Origin of the sequence: Pseudomonas sp. MWU12-2020, assembly GCF_023100605.1 — a bacterium.
Classification (GTDB): domain Bacteria; phylum Pseudomonadota; class Gammaproteobacteria; order Pseudomonadales; family Pseudomonadaceae; genus Aquipseudomonas; species Aquipseudomonas fluorescens_H.
The window spans coordinates 61,536-79,935 of record NZ_JALMEX010000006.1 but is presented as its reverse complement, the minus strand read 5'-3'; the positions used below and the strand labels follow the sequence as shown (position 1 = coordinate 79,935).

At 59.8% G+C, this 18,400-nt stretch carries 14 protein-coding genes; 8 read left to right on the top strand and 6 right to left on the bottom strand.

Features of this window, described 5'->3' with window-relative positions; translation table 11 throughout:
- The first annotated feature begins 32 nt into the window (after nucleotides 1-32).
- A complete protein-coding gene (locus M0814_RS15585) occupies nucleotides 33-1,331 on the top strand; it encodes an MFS transporter (protein WP_103521730.1) in 1,299 nt (432 codons plus the stop codon).
- Nucleotides 1,332-1,345: 14 nt separating this feature from the next.
- Complete coding sequence (locus tag M0814_RS15580; protein ID WP_103483351.1) at nucleotides 1,346-2,323, top strand: D-glycerate dehydrogenase; 978 nt, start codon at nucleotides 1,346-1,348, stop codon at nucleotides 2,321-2,323.
- A gap of 143 nt (nucleotides 2,324-2,466) precedes the next feature.
- Here the strand turns inward: M0814_RS15580 and M0814_RS15575 are convergent, their stop codons facing one another.
- Nucleotides 2,467-3,654: an aminotransferase class I/II-fold pyridoxal phosphate-dependent enzyme gene (locus M0814_RS15575; protein ID WP_103483350.1), complete on the bottom strand. Its 1,188-nt coding sequence runs from the start codon at nucleotides 3,652-3,654 to the stop codon at nucleotides 2,467-2,469.
- A 232-nt stretch (nucleotides 3,655-3,886) separates the two neighbouring features.
- Here M0814_RS15575 and M0814_RS15570 point away from each other — a divergent pair, with 232 nt between their 5' ends.
- A complete protein-coding gene (locus tag M0814_RS15570) occupies nucleotides 3,887-4,618 on the top strand; it encodes a hypothetical protein (RefSeq protein WP_103483349.1) in 732 nt (243 codons plus the stop codon).
- A 68-nt stretch (nucleotides 4,619-4,686) separates the two neighbouring features.
- On the opposite strand, the gene M0814_RS15565 is transcribed toward M0814_RS15570, so the two are convergent.
- The 3 genes from M0814_RS15565 to M0814_RS15555 form a co-directional block, all read right to left on the bottom strand.
- Nucleotides 4,687-6,312: a methyl-accepting chemotaxis protein gene (locus tag M0814_RS15565; RefSeq protein WP_103483348.1), complete on the bottom strand. Its 1,626-nt coding sequence runs from the start codon at nucleotides 6,310-6,312 to the stop codon at nucleotides 4,687-4,689.
- A 295-nt stretch (nucleotides 6,313-6,607) separates the two neighbouring features.
- Complete coding sequence (locus tag M0814_RS15560; protein ID WP_103483347.1) at nucleotides 6,608-7,747, bottom strand: glycerate kinase; 1,140 nt, start codon at nucleotides 7,745-7,747, stop codon at nucleotides 6,608-6,610.
- Nucleotides 7,748-7,972: 225 nt separating this feature from the next.
- Nucleotides 7,973-9,091 (bottom strand): sugar diacid recognition domain-containing protein, encoded by a 1,119-nt coding sequence (locus tag M0814_RS15555; protein WP_103483346.1) that lies wholly within the window; start codon nucleotides 9,089-9,091, stop codon nucleotides 7,973-7,975.
- Nucleotides 9,092-9,262: 171 nt separating this feature from the next.
- Between M0814_RS15555 and M0814_RS15550 the strand changes: the two genes are divergently transcribed.
- The 4 genes from M0814_RS15550 (at nucleotide 9,263) to rarD (ending at nucleotide 14,995) form a co-directional block, all read left to right on the top strand.
- Complete coding sequence (locus M0814_RS15550; RefSeq protein ID WP_103483345.1) at nucleotides 9,263-10,573, top strand: MFS transporter; 1,311 nt, start codon at nucleotides 9,263-9,265, stop codon at nucleotides 10,571-10,573.
- A gap of 124 nt (nucleotides 10,574-10,697) precedes the next feature.
- Complete coding sequence (locus tag M0814_RS15545; RefSeq protein ID WP_103483344.1) at nucleotides 10,698-11,711, top strand: aldo/keto reductase; 1,014 nt, start codon at nucleotides 10,698-10,700, stop codon at nucleotides 11,709-11,711.
- Between the two features lie 158 nt (nucleotides 11,712-11,869).
- Nucleotides 11,870-13,945, top strand: coding sequence for an acyltransferase family protein (locus M0814_RS15540; protein WP_247868492.1), 2,076 nt, complete (start codon nucleotides 11,870-11,872; stop codon nucleotides 13,943-13,945).
- Between the two features lie 168 nt (nucleotides 13,946-14,113).
- Complete coding sequence (rarD, locus tag M0814_RS15535; RefSeq protein ID WP_003224636.1) at nucleotides 14,114-14,995, top strand: EamA family transporter RarD; 882 nt, start codon at nucleotides 14,114-14,116, stop codon at nucleotides 14,993-14,995.
- Nucleotides 14,996-15,172: 177 nt separating this feature from the next.
- Here rarD and hppD read toward each other — a convergent pair whose 3' ends face one another.
- Both hppD and M0814_RS15520 read right to left on the bottom strand, forming a co-directional pair.
- Complete coding sequence (gene hppD / locus M0814_RS15525) at nucleotides 15,173-16,249, bottom strand: 4-hydroxyphenylpyruvate dioxygenase (RefSeq protein WP_003224634.1); 1,077 nt, start codon at nucleotides 16,247-16,249, stop codon at nucleotides 15,173-15,175.
- A gap of 245 nt (nucleotides 16,250-16,494) precedes the next feature.
- Entirely contained in the window at nucleotides 16,495-17,442 is a 948-nt protein-coding gene (locus M0814_RS15520; protein WP_103483342.1) for an EamA family transporter, read from the bottom strand.
- 78 nt (nucleotides 17,443-17,520) lie between these two features.
- Here M0814_RS15520 and M0814_RS15515 point away from each other — a divergent pair, with 78 nt between their 5' ends.
- Nucleotides 17,521-18,393: a LysR family transcriptional regulator gene (locus M0814_RS15515; RefSeq protein ID WP_103483341.1), complete on the top strand. Its 873-nt coding sequence runs from the start codon at nucleotides 17,521-17,523 to the stop codon at nucleotides 18,391-18,393.
- The last annotated feature ends 7 nt before the right edge of the window (nucleotides 18,394-18,400 follow it).

Sequence of the window (18,400 nt, the reverse complement as noted above, 5' to 3'; positions counted from 1 at the left end):
GCGACAAAAACAACAAGCTCAGGAGCAACACCATGAAAACTGCAACCCTCGCCGCCCGCCGCTGGTGGTACATCATGCCCATCGTGTTCATCACCTACAGCCTGGCGTATCTGGATCGCGCCAACTACGGCTTTGCCGCCGCGTCCGGCATGGCCGCCGACCTGATGATCACCCCGGGCCTGTCTTCATTGCTCGGGGCGCTGTTCTTCCTGGGCTACTTTTTCTTCCAGGTGCCCGGCGCGATCTACGCGCAGAAGCACAGTGTGAAGAAGCTGATCTTCTTCAGCCTGATTTTCTGGGGCGGCCTCGCCACGCTGACCGGGGTGGTCTCCAACGCCTACTGGCTGATCGTGATCCGCTTCATGCTCGGCGTGGTCGAAGCCGCAGTGATGCCGGCGATGCTGGTCTACCTGTGCCACTGGTTCACCCGTGCCGAACGCTCGCGGGCCAACACCTTCCTGATCCTCGGCAACCCGGTAACGATGCTGTGGATGTCGGTGGTCTCAGGCTATCTGGTACAGCATTTCAGTTGGCGCTGGATGTTCATCATCGAAGGCTTGCCGGCGGTGATCTGGGCGTTTATCTGGTGGAAACTGGCCGATGATCGTCCCGCTCAGGCCAAGTGGCTGAGTGAGCAGGAAAAGCACGATCTGGAAAGCGCCCTCGCCGCCGAACAGGTCGGGATCAAAGCGGTGAAGAACTACGCCGAAGCGTTCCGTTCGCCGAAGGTAATCATTCTGGCGCTGCAGTTTTTCTGCTGGAGCATCGGCGTCTACGGCTTCGTGCTGTGGCTGCCGTCGATCCTCAAGGCTGGCGCGCAGATGGACATGATCGAGGCCGGCTGGTTGTCGGCGCTGCCGTATCTGGCGGCGGTGATCGGCATGCTCGCGGTGTCGTGGGGTTCGGACAAACTGCAAAAACGCAAACGCTTCGTCTGGCCGCCGCTGCTGATCGCCTCCATTGCGTTCTACGGCTCTTATGCTTTGGGCGCCGAGCATTTCTGGTGGTCGTACACGCTGCTGGTAATCGCCGGTGCTTGCATGTACGCGCCGTATGGGCCGTTTTTCGCCATCGTTCCGGAGATCCTGCCGGCCAACGTCGCCGGCGGTGCCATGGCGCTGATCAACAGCATGGGCGCGCTCGGCTCGTTCGGCGGCTCGTATCTGGTCGGTTACCTGAACAGCTCCACCGGTTCGCCCGGCGCTTCGTACCTGCTGATGAGCGGCGCGTTGCTGCTGTCGGTGGTACTGACGATTTTTCTCAAGCCTGGCGCCAGTGACCGCGTCGTGGCCAAAGCCGTTGTCACGCGTCCCGTGCCGGCGCATTCCTGAAGAGATTTTTGTTCATGAAAAAACATGTCGTGCTGTACAAAAAACTGTCGCCAGCGCTGATGTCGCGTCTGCAGCAACAGTGTGAAGTGACGCTGATCGAAAGCCTCGACGCCGACGGCCTGATGAAACTGCGTGACGCCCTGCCCGGCGCCCACGGTTTGCTTGGCGCCAGCCTGAAACTCGACGCGGCGTTGCTCGACCTGGCGCCGCAACTGCAGGCGATTGCCAGCGTTTCGGTGGGCGTCGACAACTACGACATCGATTACCTGACCCGGCGCAAGATCCTCCTCAGCAACACCCCGGACGTGCTCACTGAAACCACCGCCGATACCGGTTTCGCGCTGATCCTCGCCACGGCCCGGCGCGTAGTCGAGCTGGCGAATATGGTGCGCAGCGGCCAGTGGCATCGCAACATCGGCCCGGCGCATTTCGGCACCGATGTGCACGGCAAGACCCTGGGGATCATCGGCATGGGGCGCATCGGCGAGGCGCTGGCGCAGCGCGGGCATTTCGGTTTTGGCATGCCGGTGCTTTACCACAGTCAGTCACGCAAACCGGCGGTCGAGGCGCGCTTTGCGGCGCAGTATCGCAGTCTTGAAGCGCTGCTGCAAGAGGCGGATTTCATCTGCCTGACCCTGCCGCTGACTGCGCAAACCGAAGGCCTGATCGGCGCCGAGCAGTTTGCGCTGATGCGCCCGGAAAGCATCTTCATCAATATCTCTCGCGGCAAAGTGGTGGATGAGCCAGCGCTGATCGACGCGTTGCGCCATCAGCGGATTCGCGCGGCGGGGCTGGATGTGTTCGAGCGTGAACCGCTGAATCATGATTCGCCGTTGTTGCAGCTGAACAATGTGGTGGCGACGCCGCATATGGGTTCGGCAACGCATGAGACGCGGGAGGCGATGGCGAGCTGTGCGGTGGACAATCTGTTGCAGGCTTTGGCTGGGGAGAAGCCTGCAAACCTGGTGAATCCGGTGGCTTGGCAGGGCTGAAAAATGTGCTGAATGGCAGATTGCATTCGCGAGCAAGCCCGCTCCCACAGGGTTCGGTGTGTACAGATAACATTATGTACACACCTATCCACTGTGGGAGCGGGCTTGCTCGCGAAGAGGCCAGTTCAGGCAACACAACACTGTCAGGCACTACGCGCCTGCAACAGCTGCACCGCACACAACGCAATCCGCGCACAGGCATCGGCCAGTTTCACCCGGTCCAGCACCAGCCCGATGCGAATATGCCCCGCCGCACTCGGCCCGAACGCTTCGCCGGCCAACACCGACACGCCGTAACCCTCCAGCAACCGCTCGGCAAACGCCTGCGCGCCAAAACCGGTCTGGCGCACATCGACCATCACGAACATCCCACCATCCGGGCGGATCGGCTGCAGCCCCGGGCAACCACGCAAGCGCTCGCACACCAGATCGCGGCGCAATCGATACTCGTCGCGCATCTGTGTCACCTCCGGCAGATCGCTTGCCAACGCGACCTCCGCTGCTTTCTGCACAAAATCCGGCAGACCGAAGAGCATGCTCAACGACAGGTTCACCAGATGCTCGGCCAGCACCTTCGGGCCGATCGACCAGCCAATGCGCCAACCGGTCATGGCATGGGATTTCGACAGACTGTTGATGGTCGCCGTGCGTTCGGCCATGCCCGGCAGGCTCGCCGGGCTGATGTGCTCGCCTTCGTAGAGCAGATCGCTGTAGACCTCGTCACTGATCAGCCACAAGTCGTGGCGCACGCACAGCGCCGCCAGCTCTTGCCAGATCAGCAAGGAAAGGCTTGCGCCGGAAGGATTGTTGGGGCTGTTGAGCAACAGGGCACGGGTTTTCGGCGTGATTCGTGCCGCGACATCGGCGGGATCGACTCTAAAGCCGTTTTCCGGCCGTACAGGCACCGGCACCACCGTCGCACCACAGGCACCGAACACACCTTCATAAGTCACGTACATCGGCTCGGCGACGATCACCTCGTCCCCCGGGTCCAGCAGACACTGAGCCACCGAATACACCGCGCATTGCGCGCCGGGCAGCACGATCACGTGCTTGGCATCCACCACCTGACCGCTGCGCCGCTGGTGGCGCGCGGCAATCAGCTTGCGCAGCGCCAACCGGCCACGCACTTCGGAATAATGCGTATCGCCCGCCAGCAGGCTATCGATGGCGCCGTGGATGATCGGCAGCGGCGTGTCGAAATCCGGATCGCCCACGCTCAGCAGCAGGATATCGACGCCCTCGGCGCGCAACTCCAGCGCTCGGTCGTGAATCTGCCAGGCCGCTGCTCCCTCCCCGGCGATTCGTTGGGTCAAGGCTGAATAGCGCATGCACGTCTCCTGATTGCGCGGTCTCCAGCCTTCACCCTATCTCAAATCACAAAACGCGCCAGCCGCTTTGTCCTCTGGATGAATTTAAAGAATAACTTCGTACTGTGGTCGATTAGCGGTCGACTGACTACCTGTCAGAGTTGACAGTAGACCCACTTCACAAACGCTCGCTTAATCAACATGAGGAAACAACTGCGGCCCCCTCTAATCGAAACGACGGAGTGTTGAAACGATGACGAATCTGAATGAAAAAATCCTCTTATTGGACGCACCGGAAATCCCCGATGCGCTACCCGATTTCCCTGGCAGTCAGGTTAACCTGTTGCCATTGAGTGCATTGGGATCTCCCCTGAAGGTGTCAATTCCAGATTGGCAGAATTCACCTTTTGAACCAGGCGTGCCCGTACGGTTAATACTGTTGTTAAACGAGAACAGGGTGGCGGACTATCACTTTACGACACCCATCGACCCAGGGCTTTTCCCATTTGAGGCCCATATTCCTGAGACCTACCTGGCACAGGAAGGCGAGCACGAGGTTTCATACACCGTCAGTATTGGCGGGAATCTAGAGAACGCCGCGAGCACGCCGATTACGGTCGATCTAACGGCTCCCAACTTCGGCAATCCGGGAGAGCCTCCGCAATTTCCACCAGAAATCGACAGTGAGGGGATCACACAGCAGTATCTCGCCGCCCACAATGATGAAGTTCTGGTAACCATTGCCACCTATATGCAGCAGCGAGCCTGCGACAGCATCGAATTTCACTTTGGCTCACTTGCGGCGGAGCCAGTCATCATTAAAACGGTGCATGACGCAACTTCACCTACCGTTATCAAACTGAGTGGCGCGATTATCCGTGGGATAGGTTCCGGCAACTTGTTCGCGTTTTACAGGCTGCGCGATCGTGCAGGAAACCGTGGGCACCTATCTTCGTTTAAGCAAGTCAAAGTGGACCTGTCTTGAAGCGGTGACTCTTCGAGGTGAGCCGAACACTCATCTGGTTCGGCCCACTTCAGGCAACTGCGTATTTCTCAAATCACAAAACGCGCCACCATGGCATTCAAATCCACCGCCAGACGCGACAACTCATGGGTCGCGGCGCTGGTCTGGTTGGCCCCGGCAGCCGATTGCGTGGCCAGATCACGGATGTTGACCAGGTTGCGGTCGACCTCACGCGAGACCTGCGCCTGTTCTTCAGAGGCACTGGCGATGACCAGGTTGCGTTCGTTGATCTGGTGGATCGACTGGGTGATCTGTTCCAGCGCCACACCGGCAGCGCGGGCCATTTCCAGGGTGGTCTGGGTGCGCTGGTTGCTTTGCTGCATCGACGAAACCGCTTCGCCGGTGCCGTTCTGGATGCCGGCGACCATTTTTTCGATTTCCTGGGTCGATTGCGCGGTGCGATGAGCCAAAGCGCGCACCTCGTCCGCCACCACGGCGAAACCGCGTCCGGCCTCACCGGCACGCGCCGCTTCGATCGCGGCGTTGAGGGCCAGCAGGTTGGTCTGCTCGGCGATGGCGCGGATCACGTCCAGCACTTTACCGATGTCGCGGCCCTGCGCGGCGAGGCCTTCGATCATTTGCGCGGTGCTCTGCACGTCATGGGTCATGGTCTGGATCGCGTCGACGGTCTTCACCACTTGATCGCGACCTTCACGAGCGGCCTGGGTCGACTGGTTCGACGCTTCGGACGTCGACACCGCGTTGCGTGCCACCTCTTCCACGGCGGCGGTCATTTCGTTGACGGCGGTGGCGGCCTGTTCGATTTCGTTGTTCTGCTGTTGCAGGCCACGGGAGGCCTCCTCGGTGACAGCGCTCAACTCTTCGGCCGCGGCGCCGAGTTGGGTGGCGGAACCGGCGATCTGTTCGATGGTTTTGCGCAGGTTGATCTGCATCGTGGACAGGGCTTGCAGCAGTTGGGTGGCTTCGTCTTTGCCATCGACTTCGATGGTTTTGCTCAGGTTGCCACTGGCGATGGTTTGTGCGGCTGCCACTGCACGATTGAGCGGTGTGACGATGCTGCGAGTCAGCAGTAAGGCCAGCAATACCGTAGCGAGCGCAGCGACGACAGCAACGATAACGATGCCGGTCACGGCACTGTCGTAGTGCTCGCCGGCCTGACCGGAGACGGTTTTCGCGTCAGCGGAGTTGATTGCGATCAGTTTGTTGAGCTGCTCGCCCATCTGATCGGTGCCGTCCTTGATGCGCGTGTTGATCAGAGTGCGCATCTCCTCGATCTTGTCCTGACGCGACAGCTCCATCATCTGGTTTTGCGCTTGCAGGTAGTTGTCCAGTGTCACGGCGAAGGCCTTGTACTGCGCCAATTCTTCACCACCGGCAGGCAGTGCGGCGTAGCTGGCCTGGGCGCTGCGCACTTTGTCCACCAGCTCGTTGATACGGCCCTGAGCATCCTGCAACGCTGCCGGCTCACGATTGATCAGCACACGGAACGAGAGAATCCGCAGACGCAGAACGTTTTCAGTCACTTTGCCAAGGTAGGCAACGCTGGGCAGTTGATTGGTCTCCATGTCGATAGAAGCCTGGCGGATGGTCGACATGCGGTTGACGGCGAACACACCAAGGACAATCACCAGCAAGGCGATAAAGGCAAAACCGAGGAAGGCACGGGGCGCGATATTCAGGTTACGCAAGGACATGGTTGGACTCTCGGATAGAGGTAGCTGCGAGCGTCCTTGCCGTCATCACTGACCCCTGGGGCGGGCTCAGTCCGGCGTCACCATTCGAGGGAATCTGTGTGCGCCTGATCTCTGTATCGGCTGGGCTTTAGGAAGATTTCGTGTAAAGCGAAAATATTTTTCAAGGTGTTTCACCACTGAAACACCTTGCGATCCCCCTGTAGGAGCTACCGAAGGCTGCGATCTTTTGATCTTGTTTTTTTTTGAACATCAAAATCAAAAGATCGCAGCCTTCGGCAGCTCCTACAGGGTTTGCTCAGGATTTCGCTGCCAGTTGCCAAACGCGGGCAATGTCAGTCGCACGTTCACGCAACAAACGCGGAGCCTCGGCGCAGGCCTGTTCGAGGGTCATCGGGCCGTTGGTCACGGCGAATGCCGCATCGATACCGTGCTCGTAGAGTTCCTGATAACCCTCGCCCAGCGTGCCGGCGATGACGATTACCGGGACATTGTGTTGCTTGGCGATTCGCGCCACGCCGAACGGGGTCTTGCCGCGCAGGGTTTGCGCGTCGAACCGCCCTTCTCCGGTGATCACCAGATCGGCGCCGTTGACCGCTTCGGCCAGCCCCACCAACTCGGCCACCACTTCAACGCCGGCCTGAAACTGCGCTCCGAGAAACGCCTTCGCCGCAAAGCCCAATCCACCTGCCGCACCGCTGCCCGGTTCATCTCGAACGTCCTTGCCCAACGCTTGCGCGCAGAGCTCGGCGAAGTGTCCCAGCGCCTGATCCAGTTGCTGCACCTGGACCGGTGACGCGCCCTTTTGCGGGCCGAAAATCGCCGAGGCACCGTGCGGCCCGCACAGCGGATTGTTGACGTCGGCGGCGATGTCGAAGCGCACTCGGGCCAGACGCGGATCCAGCTCGCCCAGGTCCAGCCGCGCCAGTTGCGCCAATGCCAGACCGCCCGGCACCAGCGCTTGGCCTTGCGCATCGAGCAATTTCACCCCGAGCGCCTGCATGGCCCCGGCGCCGCCGTCGTTGGTGGCGCTGCCGCCGATCGCCAGAATTACCCGTTGCGCGCCGGCATCCAGCGCGGCGCGAATCAGTTCGCCGGTACCGAAGGTGCTGGTGATGCAGGCGTCGCGCTGCCCCGTAGGCACCAGTTGCAAACCACTGGCCTCGGCCATTTCGATGATCGCGGTGTGATTGCGCGGCAGCCAGCCCCATGCGGCGTCGACCGGCGTACCCAGCGGCCCGCGCACCCGGGTGCGGCGCAGTTCACCTTCACACGCGGCAAGAATCGACTCCACTGTGCCCTCGCCGCCGTCGGCCATCGGGCATTTGATCAGCGTGGCGTGCGGCCAGACTTGCGCCAGCCCCAGCGCAATGGCTTCGGCAACGCCTTGGGCACTCAGGCTGTCCTTGAACGAATCGGGGGCGATGACGATTTTCATGCGAATTCTCCAGTTCCAATGCTCATCATGCTGCCAGTCGGCATGCGCATTGACGCCTGTCCGCTGCACAAGCGGGGTTGGCGATTGTTGTTCATTTATACAAAAGCCCAGCGAGATATGCGCTGGATGTACCGGCCTCTTCGCGAGCAAGACCGCTCCCACCCTGGAATGCGTTCCTCCTGTGGGAGCGGGCTTGCTCGCGAAGGCGTCGGTGAAAACACCCAATCAACCCGGATCAGTCTGCGGCAACAACTGTACGCCAAGGTACAACGCCAACATCCCGTCCAGCCGCAACGGATCAACCCCGCTCAACTCGGCAATCCGCTCCATCCGGTAACGCAGACTGTTGCGATGAATGCCCAGCGCATCGGCACACGCCTGACTCTGCCCATCATGTTCACACCAACTGCGCAGGGTCGCGAGCAACTGGCCGTTGCTGTCCTTGGCGATGACCTTGCGCAACGGTTTGAGCAATTCATCCAGCGCATCATCGTTGCGATGGCGCCAGAGCATCACCGGCAGACGATAGCGATTGAGGGTCAGCAAGCGCGAGTGCGGCAACACGTCCCGGCCATAGGCAAGCAGATCGCCGACCCGCCGATAACAGCGGCGCAACCCTGCCAACCCGTCCGCCTGCCCGCCCACGGCGATGCGCAGAATGTTCCAGCCCAGGCCATCAAGCTTTTCCAGCAGACGATCATGCTCAACCGTCTGCCCCGCTGGCCGACACCACAGCAGCGATGACTTGGCCGAACTCACGCACCAGCTGTCCGGATACCGCGAGGTCAGCCATGCGCTCAACGCCTCGACGGTCTGCCCCGGCCCATGCTCCAGACCCAGTTCGAACAGATACGGCACCCGGGTCAGTTGCGGTTTGAGGCCCAACTGCTGTGCCTCATCGACCAAGCGTGGCGAGTCCCCCGCTTCGCTCAACAGCAACGCCAGCAGGTCATCGCAACGTTGCCGCCGCCATTGCTGCTCGGCCTGCTGGTTGCGCTGACCGACGAGCATTTCCGCAGTCATGCGCACCAGTTCGGCGTAGGTGCGCAGTTGCTCCGGTTCGCCGGTAATGCCAAGCACACCGATCAAGCGCTGATCGAGCAACAGCGGCAGGTTAATCCCCGGCTGCACACCTTTCAGATGCACGGCGGTTTGCGCGTCGATCTCCACCACCCGACCGTTGGCCAGCACCAATTGCGCACCTTCGTGACGGGTGTTGATGCGCTCCGGCTCGCCACTGCCGAGGATCAGGCCCTGGCTGTCCATGACGTTGACGTTGTACGGCAAAATGGCCATGGCCCGGTCGACGATATCCTGGGCAAGATCGTGATCGAGTTCGAACATAACGACTAGAATCCTTTAAAACAGGCGCGGACGGTTGTTCACCCGCACAGGGTCTGGCGGCAAACCCTGTGCTCAGGCACAAAGACAATCCGGTCACAGGTGGCCGAGACTCTCAGGGCGATCAACGTTAACCTGTGCATCGCAAAAAATCATAATAAAGAGAGAGCCGCCATGTCGCAGAGCGCCGCAGCTACCCAGACCATCGACGCCGGTAAAAACGCCGTCTACAAACGCATCACCCTGCGTTTGATTCCCTTCATCTTCATCTGCTACCTGTTCAACTACCTCGACCGGGTCAACGTTGGCTTCGCCAAACTGCAGATGCTCGACGCGCTGAAGTTCAGCGAAACCGTGTACGGCCTCGGCGCCGGGATCTTCTTCATCGGCTACGTGCTGTGCGGTGTACCGAGCAACCTGGCCCTGACCCGATTCGGCCCGCGCCGCTGGATCGCGCTGATGATGATCACTTGGGGCACGCTGTCGACCTGCCTGCTGTTCGTCACCACCCCGACCCAGTTCTACACCCTGCGCCTGTTTACCGGTGCGGCCGAAGCCGGGTTCTTCCCGGGCGTGGTGCTCTACCTCTCGCAGTGGTTCCCGACGTTCCGCCGTGGGCGGATCATGGCGCTGTTCATGTCGGCGATCCCGGTGTCGGGCCTGCTCGGCAGTCCGTTTTCCGGCTGGATCCTCAACCACTTCGCCGCCGGGCAAGGTGGACTGGCGGGCTGGCAGTGGATGTTTCTGCTGCAAGGTATTCCGACGGTCATCCTCGGCGCGCTCGCCTATTTCCTGCTGAGCGACAGCTTTGCCAACGCCAAGTGGCTAAGCCCGCATGAACGCGCGGTGCTTGAGGCGGACCAGGCCGAAGACCTGGCGAACAAGCCGAAAACCACCTCTGACTCGCTGATCGCGGTGTTCAAGAACCCGGCGATCTGGGCCTTCGGCCTGATCTACTTCTGCATCCAGAGCGGCGTGTACGCAATCAACTTCTGGCTGCCGTCGATCATCAAGAACCTCGGCTTCAGCGACAACCTGGTGATCGGCTGGCTGAGCGCGATTCCGTATCTGCTGGCGGCGGTGTTCATGCTGCTGGTCGGGCGTTCGGCGGACTTGCGCAAAGAACGTCGCTGGCACCTTGTTGTGCCGATGCTGATGGGCGCCATCGGCCTGGTGATTGCGGTGAATTTCGCCGCCAACCCGGCCATCGCCATCCTCGGTCTGACCATTGCCACCATGGGCGCGCTGACCGGTCTGCCGATGTTCTGGCCGGTGCCGACCGCGATGTTGAGCGCGGGCGCGGCGGCCGGAGGTCTGGCATTGATCAACTCGATGGGGCAGATGGCCGGTTTCCTCAGCCCGTACCTGGTGGGTTGGGTCAAGGACAGCACCGGTTCGACCGATGCCGCGTTGTATCTGCTGGCGGGGGTGATCGTCGGCGGGAGCTTGCTGGCGCTGCGCATGACGCGCACGTTGCGGGCGTAAACACGCTGCGATCTTTTTTGCCCTTGTTTATTGCAGGCGGATTGCTCAGCCGATAATTCACTTTGCCCCGTGGGATGCTTCTGGTATTTGATTGGAGTTTTCCCACCGACAAAAGGATTTCGGCATGAGCTACCGCACACTGGGGCACTCGGGGTTGCAGGTGTCCACCCTCACCCTCGGCACGATGATGTTTGGCGAGCAGACCAGCGCAGAGGATTCGCTGCGCATCATCCACAAGGCCTGGGATCAGGGCATCAATTTCATCGACACCGCCGACGTCTACACCAATGGCCGTTCGGAGGAAATCGTCGGCGAGGCGATCGCCCGACACCGTCACGAATGGGTGCTGGCGACCAAGGTCGGATTCGGCCCGGCGGACGGCGTACCGAACCGCAGCGGCTTGAGCCGCAAGCACATCTTCAATGGTCTGGAGGCCAGCCTGACGCGCCTCGGCACCGACTACCTCGACATCTATTACCTGCACCGCGAAGACCACAACACGCCGCTGGAAGTCACCGTGTCGGCGATTGGCGATCTGATTCGCCAGGGCAAGATTCGCTACTGGGGCCTGTCGAACTATCGCGGCTGGCGCATTGCCGAGGTGATTCGTATCGCTGACCAGTTGGGTGTCGATCGCCCGGTGATCAGCCAGCCGCTGTACAACATCGTCAACCGCCAGGCCGAGACCGAGCAGATCACCGCTGCGCAAACCTACGGTCTCGGTGTGGTGCCTTACAGCCCGCTGGCCCGTGGCGTGCTCAGCGGCAAATACGCACCCGACGTGACCCCGGACGCCAACAGCCGCGCCGGGCGCCAGGACAAACGCATTCTGGAAACCGAATGGCGGGTGGAATCGCTGCGCATTGCCCAGCAGATTCAGCAATATACCCAGGGCCGTGGGGTCGGCATCGTCGAGTTCGCGATTGCCTGGGTGCTGAACAACAGCGCCGTGACTTCGGCGATCGTCGGCCCGCGCACCGAACAACAGTGGGACGCGTACACCAAGGCGCAAGCGGTGAAAATCACGGCGGAGGATGAAGCGTTTATCGATTCGCTGGTGACACCGGGGCACGCGTCGACACCGGGGTTCAACGATGTGAGCCATTTTGTGTCGGGCCGTAAACCGCGCCAGCCATAAGTTTTTCCCTCGTTGTACAACAGCCGATACAATCGGCTGTTTTTTTTCATTGAACCAAGTGCGATCAAATGGAAAACGCTGATTGATCGTGTGCAAATGGCCCGGGATAAATGATGTTCAACCGCCCTCTTCAGTTAGCGTGCAAGCCTCTGCGCGGGATGCTGTTCAAAGTAATTGGCAACAAGGACGCATCGACCACGCACGCTTCGCCGCTGGCAGGGGCCGTCTCCGGAGATGGGAAACCTTCACTGCAATACCGTGCGGATGTCGACGGCCTGCGCGCAATCGCTGTGCTGCTTGTCTTGATTTTTCACGGCGGCCTGGCGTTGTTTCCGTCGGGTTTTATTGGCGTCGATATCTTCTTCGTGATCTCGGGCTACCTGACGACCTCGATCATCATGAAGTCGCTGGACAACGGTACATTCAGTTTTGCCGGGTTTTACAACCGGCGCATCTGGCGCCTGCAACCGGCGGTGATTGCACTGCTGATTGCCACACTGATCGCCACGACATTGCTGTACTTGCCCAATGACTATGTCGAATTTCTCAAGAGCGAAAAGTACACCTCGTTAATCATTTCCAACCAGTACTTCTCAAAAGTCACCACCGGCTATGCCACACCCGATGCCGCAAGCTTGCCGTTGCTGCACACCTGGTCACTGGCCATCGAATGGCAGTGGTATCTGGCCTTGCCGCTGGGTATCTGGCTGCTCGACCGGTATGTGGCGAAAAGCGTGTTCAAGGCGACGGTATTGGGCTTGACCCTGGCGGCGATGGCGCTCGCGCTCTATCTATCCCGCGCCTACCCCGACAAGAACTACTACTTCTTCACCGCTCGAATCTTCGAATTGATGATCGGCTCCTGCGCCGTCATCTTCAGTGCGCAAAACTTCAGGCTCAATCGCACAAGTGCCACGTTGGTCTGTGTGCTGGCGCTGGCCACGATCTTCTACTGCGCCACCCGAGAAGGCATCCTGTCTGGCTTTCCCGGTTACCACGCCATTGTCGTGTGCCTCGCCACCGCAGTGCTGCTCTTTCGCGGTATCGGCGATAACAGCCTGACCTCCAGGTTATTGGCGTTCAAACCGCTGGTGTTGATTGGCACGCTCTCGTACTCGCTGTACTTGTGGCACTGGCCAATCCTCGCGGTGATGAATTACATGGGCCTTGCCCTGACTCCGCTGCTGACGACCGTTTATTTCATCGCCACCTTCATCATCGGCTACGCCTCCTATGTGCTGGTTGAAAACCGGTTTCGCAGAACACGCGTACGGTTTGGCAAGACACTGCTCTGGTTGATGGTCCTGCCGGCGGTCAGCCTGTCGTTGTTGCACGCAGCGGGCGAGAAACATGACGGTTGGCCATTCCGCTTCGGCCACGCCTACGGCAGCCAGTTCGACACCCTGAGCGCCGCCATTCCGCCTGCCCGGGAGGGTTGCCTGGGTGTCAGCGACGGTGCTGATCCCGGCTGCGTATTCGGTGCTGTGCGGGACACGCCCAACGCGTTCCTGATGGGGGATTCCTATTCGAACCAGTATTGGGGTTTTGTCGAATCACTGGCCAAAGATGCCAACCTTTCAGTACTCGCCCAGGCTTACCCGGCGTGCCTGACGATGCCCGGTGTCTATTTGTACAACTGGTACAAATACAAGAACGCGCTGTATCAAAAGTGCCACGATGCCACGCAACGTTACTACGACATCGTGGCCAGCCATCACTTTCAGTACGTGATCATCGGCCAGATCTGGGAGGCGTATCTGAGCGACGCCGTTGTTACCCGCCTGGATGACCCTCGCAGCCTTGAGTTATCTCATCAACGCTTGGGGGTGGCGATCCGCGAAGCACTGGACATTATCGTCAAGTCAGGTGCAACTCCGGTCTTTTTGCTGAGCACGCTGCCAATGCCGGCGGGGATCAACGAATGCCTGTCGAAGCAGGTCAAGTTGCGCGGCACGCTGGGCAGTACCGAGCAAAGCCGCGCCTGCGCCACGACACCCTGGTCAGGCAGTGAAGAACCGGTATTGGCCAGGCTGTTGAATGAATTGAAGTCCGAATACCCGAGCTTGCTGGTGATCGATCCGAAAAGCGTGCAATGCGCGCAGGCCGATTGCGCGACGACCGTCGACGGCCTGCCGGTCTACCGTGACATCGGCCACTTGACTGATTACGCCTCTTACCGGTTTGGTCAGATGTACATCGAGCACTTCGCAAATCCGTTGAAAGCACAACAGTAATGCCCGCGAACCCGCTAAGGATTTCGGGCTCTGCCCGAATCCACTGACTACGCTGGTGAGGGGGCGGCGCCAATGTGCATGTTGGAAATAATGAGCACTCGGCCAATATTCAGCACAAAAACCACGTATCCTGCGCGCCCTGTTTGATCACCCACCCGCGAGGACAGTTTGTCTAAAGGTATCGCTCTATCGGTTTCAGCCTCGGTGCTGTTTGCCGTCATGTATTACTACACCTCGCTGCTCACCCCGTTGAGCGGCGTAGAGATTTTCGGCTGGCGGATGCTGCTGACGGTGCCGTGCATGACCGTGTTCATGCTGGTGTCCGGTGAATGGCGGCGGGTACTGGAGCTGCTGCGGCGGGTTGCGGGCTATCCGAAGCTGATCGGCGGCCTGATCGTTTCGGCCGGTTTGCTCGGCGTGCAGTTGTGGCTGTTCATGTGGGCGCCGCTCAATGGCTACAGCCTCGACGTGTCGCTGGGTTATTTCCTGTTGCCGCTGGCGATGGTGCTGACCGGGCGCATTGTGTACGGCGACAGCCTGTCGTACCTGCAGAAAATCGCGGTGTTCTTTGCAATCCTGGGTGTGGCGAACGAGCTGTATCAGGTCGGCGGTTTTTCCTGGGCGACGCTGGTCGTCGTGGTCGGGTATCCACTGTACTTCGTGCTGCGCAAACGCTTGAAGACTGACAACCTTGGCGGTCTATGGGTCGACATGACGCTGATGCTGCCGGTGGCCTACTGGTTTGTGCGCGGTGGCGAGCAAGGCTTTGGCGTGTTCGATCAGTATCCTGGCCTGCTCTGGCTGATTCCGCTGCTCGGCCTGATCAGTGCTTCGGCGCTGGTGGTCTACATCATTGCCAGCCGCTTGTTGCCGTTCAGCCTGTTTGGTTTGCTCAGTTATGTGGAACCGGTGCTGCTACTCGGTGTGGCGCTGTTGCTCGGTGAAAGCATCAAGGCCGGCGAGTGGCTGACCTACATTCCGATCTGGCTCGCCGTTGTGGTGCTGATCTTCGAAGGCTTCAAACACCTGATGCGGCAACGCCGCCCTTAAAAGCAACACAAAACTACTGTGGGAGCGGGCTTGCTCGCGAAAGCGTCAGGTCAGTCAACAAAGACCTTGAACGAAAGACCGAATTCGCGAGCAAGCCCGCTCCCACAGTTTTGCTGACGCAAAAAAATCCCGGCTGTGCATGACTGCAAGCCGGGATTTTTTCATTCTAGTGGCGGATTACTCGGTGGTCAGCACACCACGACGCACCTGATCACGCTCGATCGATTCGAACAGGGCCTTGAAGTTGCCCTCGCCGAAACCATCATCGCCCTTGCGCTGAATGAATTCGAAGAATACCGGGCCCATCAGGGTTTCCGAGAAGATCTGCAGCAGCAGGCGCTTGTCGTCCGGGTTCGACGAACCGTCGAGCAGGATGCCCCGCGATTGCAGTTGATCCACCGGCTCGCCGTGATTCGGCAGGCGGCCTTCGAGCATTTCGTAGTAGGTGTCCGGCGGCGCGGTCATGAAGCGCATGCCGATCTTCTTCAACTGATCCCAGGTCTTGACCAGATCGTCGGTGAGGAACGCCACGTGCTGGATGCCCTCGCCGTTGAACTGCATCAGGAACTCTTCGATCTGCCCGGCGCCTTTGGACGACTCTTCGTTCAGCGGGATGCGGATCATGCCGTCCGGAGCGGTCATCGCTTTCGAGGTCAGGCCGGTGTATTCGCCCTTGATGTCGAAGTAGCGGATCTCGCGGAAGTTGAACAGCTTCTCGTAGAAGTTGGCCCAGTAAGCCATACGCCCGCGATACACGTTGTGGGTCAGGTGGTCGATGATCTTCAGGCCGGCACCGACCGGGTTGCGATCAACGCCTTCGATGAACACGAAGTCGATGTCATAGATCGAGCTGCCTTCGCCGAAACGGTCAATCAGGTACAGCGGCGCACCGCCGATGCCTTTGATCGCTGGCAGGTTGAGTTCCATCGGGCCGGTTTCGATGTGGATCGGCTGGGCGCCGAGTTCCAGCGCGCGGCTGTAGGCCTTTTGCGAATCCTTGACGCGGAACGCCATGCCACACACCGACGGGCCGTGTTCGGCCGCGAAATACGAAGCGACGCTATTGGGTTCGTTGTTGAGGATCAGATTGATCGCGCCCTGACGGTACAGGTGCACGTTCTTCGAGCGGTGGGTTGCGACCTTGGTGAAGCCCATGATCTCGAAGATCGGCTCCAGGGTGCCAGGAGTCGGCGATGCGAACTCGATGAACTCAAAGCCCATCAGGCCCATTGGGTTTTCGTATAAATCTGCCATGGTGACGCCTCATCATTCTTATCAATTAACCAGGGTTATTTGTCAGTAATGCTGAGATCGCTGGGTGGTGCGCAGGAGATGCCTCGCACACTGCGGGCGAGGAAGTCACCGTAGATCAGTTGAAACCCGAATATCTTCATTGTCGACCCAAGGCTCTTGCGGGCGAGGCTTCTGCTGCCAGAAGACGATTATTATTGTATGCGTAACCCGATTCTACACAGCGTAAATAGGGTTGTCTGCCCTCTCTATAAAATCCGCCTTTTTCGCATCGGTGCAAGGGGTTTGTTGCACAGGTAAATCCCCACCAGCACCAGGCCGCCTCCCAGATACAGGCTCAACGTCAGTTGTTCGCCGAGCAGCAGCGCGCCGAGAACCACGGCTGTCAGCGGATTCAGAGCGATGAACACGCCGGAACGGGTCGCGCCGATTTTGCGGATACCGTCGTAGTAGCCGATGTAGGCCAGCGCCGAGCCGAGCACACCCAGGTAGATCAGACTCAACCACTGCGGCGTACCGAGGCTGATCAATGCGACCCAGCTTACCTCGCCGCGCAACGCCGCCAGCGTCCAGAGCATCACTGTGCCGATCATCACGGAAAGCGTCACGGTCTGCACCGGGCCGAGTGACTGGTTCAGCCCCCGTGAAAACAGCGAGTAAACGCCCCAACCCAATACACAACCAAGAATGAACAGATCGCCGATCCACGCGTCAGGCGTCGCGGCAAGCAATTGCGGATTACGGCTGACGATCACCAGGCCAGCGCCAGCGATACAGATCGCAATACCGGCGACTTTCATCCGCCCCATGCGCTCCTTGAACAACAACCACGAGGCCAGACCGATCACGGCCGGATTCAACGCAACAATCAACGAGGCCCGTGAAGCGTTGATGTATTGCAGGCCATAAAAGAAGCACAGGTTATAGAAGAAAATCCCGAAGAACCCCAGCAACAACAGTTGCAGCCATTGCCGGGACGTCGGTCGTGCCAGCGGGATGCGTGCCAGCCACAGGAACCCCAGCAACGCCGCACTGGCGAGCAGGAAGCGCAGGCTGGCGGCGAACAGCGGGCTGAGACTGCCCGCCAGAAAACGCCCGGCGACAAAGGTCCCGCCCCAAATCATGGTCACCGCTGCCAGAGTCAGATAAACCGGCCGCTCGGAGGTCGTTGCGTGGATTTGCTCGAGGTTGCGCATGATGCTCCAGGTAATGCAGCTGGAAAGATGGCGTATCATTCACCTCATTTAACGTCATCGTAAAATGAGCAAATACTCATGACCCTCACTCAACTGGAGATATTCTCGCTGGTCGCTGAACTGCGCGGTTTCACCCTCGCCGCCCATCGTTTGGGAATTTCGCAGTCAGCGGTGTCGCACGCGATGAAGTCGCTGGAGGAGGAATTGGGCGTCGAACTGCTACACCGCCATCAGTCGCAAGTCGAACTCACCGACATCGGCGAGCAATTGCTCCAGCGCGCACGGGCCATGCTTGGTCTGGCCAACACCCTGCGTCAGGAGGCGGCCGATGCGCGGGGCATGAAAAGCGGCACGTTGCGCATCGGTTCGTTCGGCCCGACGTCATCGATCAAGTTGCTGCCGACGATTTTGCAGCGCTATCGCCAGGCGCATCCGGGCATTGAAGTGCACATAGATGAGGGGCCGGACAGGCAGGTTATTCAGTGGTTGGAAGAGCGGCGGATCGACATCGGTTTTGTGGTGTTGCCTCAGGAGCGTTTCGACACTTTTGCCTTGGCAGAAGACCAGATGGTTGCCCTGCTGCCAGCCGATCATCCATTGGCAGGACGCACCGCGCTGAGCCTCAAGGATCTGTGTGCCGATCCGTTTGTGCTGACCGAAGCCGGTTCATCGGAGCTGGTTTCGCGCCTGTTCACTGCCGCGCGCCTGCAACCGAAGATCCGCTATCGCTACTCGCAATTACTCAGCACGCTGAACGTGGTAGGTCGTGGCGATGCAATTACCGTCGTGGCCGAATGCTCGTTGCCGGACGATGCGACGCCGCGTTACGTGAAGAAGCCGCTGGTACCCGCTGTGCAACGCCAGATCGGCCTCGCCGTGCTCGATCAACGTCAGGCTTCGCCGGCGACGTTGGCCTTTATCGAACTCGCCACGCAGCTCAACTCGCCTTGAGCAGCGC

Excerpts from the sequence above, each read along its gene's own strand:
- M0814_RS15550 (WP_103483345.1), top strand. The coding sequence starts at position 9,263 with ATGTCGCAGAGCGCCGCAGCTACCCAGACCATCGACGCCGGTAAAAAC.
- M0814_RS15585 (WP_103521730.1), top strand. The coding sequence starts at position 33 with ATGAAAACTGCAACCCTCGCCGCCCGCCGCTGGTGGTACATCATGCCC.
- M0814_RS15515 (WP_103483341.1), top strand. The coding sequence starts at position 17,521 with ATGACCCTCACTCAACTGGAGATATTCTCGCTGGTCGCTGAACTGCGC.
- hppD (WP_003224634.1), bottom strand. The coding sequence starts at position 16,249 with ATGGCAGATTTATACGAAAACCCAATGGGCCTGATGGGCTTTGAGTTC.
- M0814_RS15545 (WP_103483344.1), top strand. The coding sequence starts at position 10,698 with ATGAGCTACCGCACACTGGGGCACTCGGGGTTGCAGGTGTCCACCCTC.
- M0814_RS15565 (WP_103483348.1), bottom strand. The coding sequence starts at position 6,312 with ATGTCCTTGCGTAACCTGAATATCGCGCCCCGTGCCTTCCTCGGTTTT.
- M0814_RS15520 (WP_103483342.1), bottom strand. The coding sequence starts at position 17,442 with ATGCGCAACCTCGAGCAAATCCACGCAACGACCTCCGAGCGGCCGGTT.
- M0814_RS15580 (WP_103483351.1), top strand. The coding sequence starts at position 1,346 with ATGAAAAAACATGTCGTGCTGTACAAAAAACTGTCGCCAGCGCTGATG.
- M0814_RS15575 (WP_103483350.1), bottom strand. The coding sequence starts at position 3,654 with ATGCGCTATTCAGCCTTGACCCAACGAATCGCCGGGGAGGGAGCAGCG.
- M0814_RS15560 (WP_103483347.1), bottom strand. The coding sequence starts at position 7,747 with ATGAAAATCGTCATCGCCCCCGATTCGTTCAAGGACAGCCTGAGTGCC.
- M0814_RS15540 (WP_247868492.1), top strand. The coding sequence starts at position 11,870 with ATGCTGTTCAAAGTAATTGGCAACAAGGACGCATCGACCACGCACGCT.
- M0814_RS15555 (WP_103483346.1), bottom strand. The coding sequence starts at position 9,091 with ATGTTCGAACTCGATCACGATCTTGCCCAGGATATCGTCGACCGGGCC.
- M0814_RS15570 (WP_103483349.1), top strand. The coding sequence starts at position 3,887 with ATGACGAATCTGAATGAAAAAATCCTCTTATTGGACGCACCGGAAATC.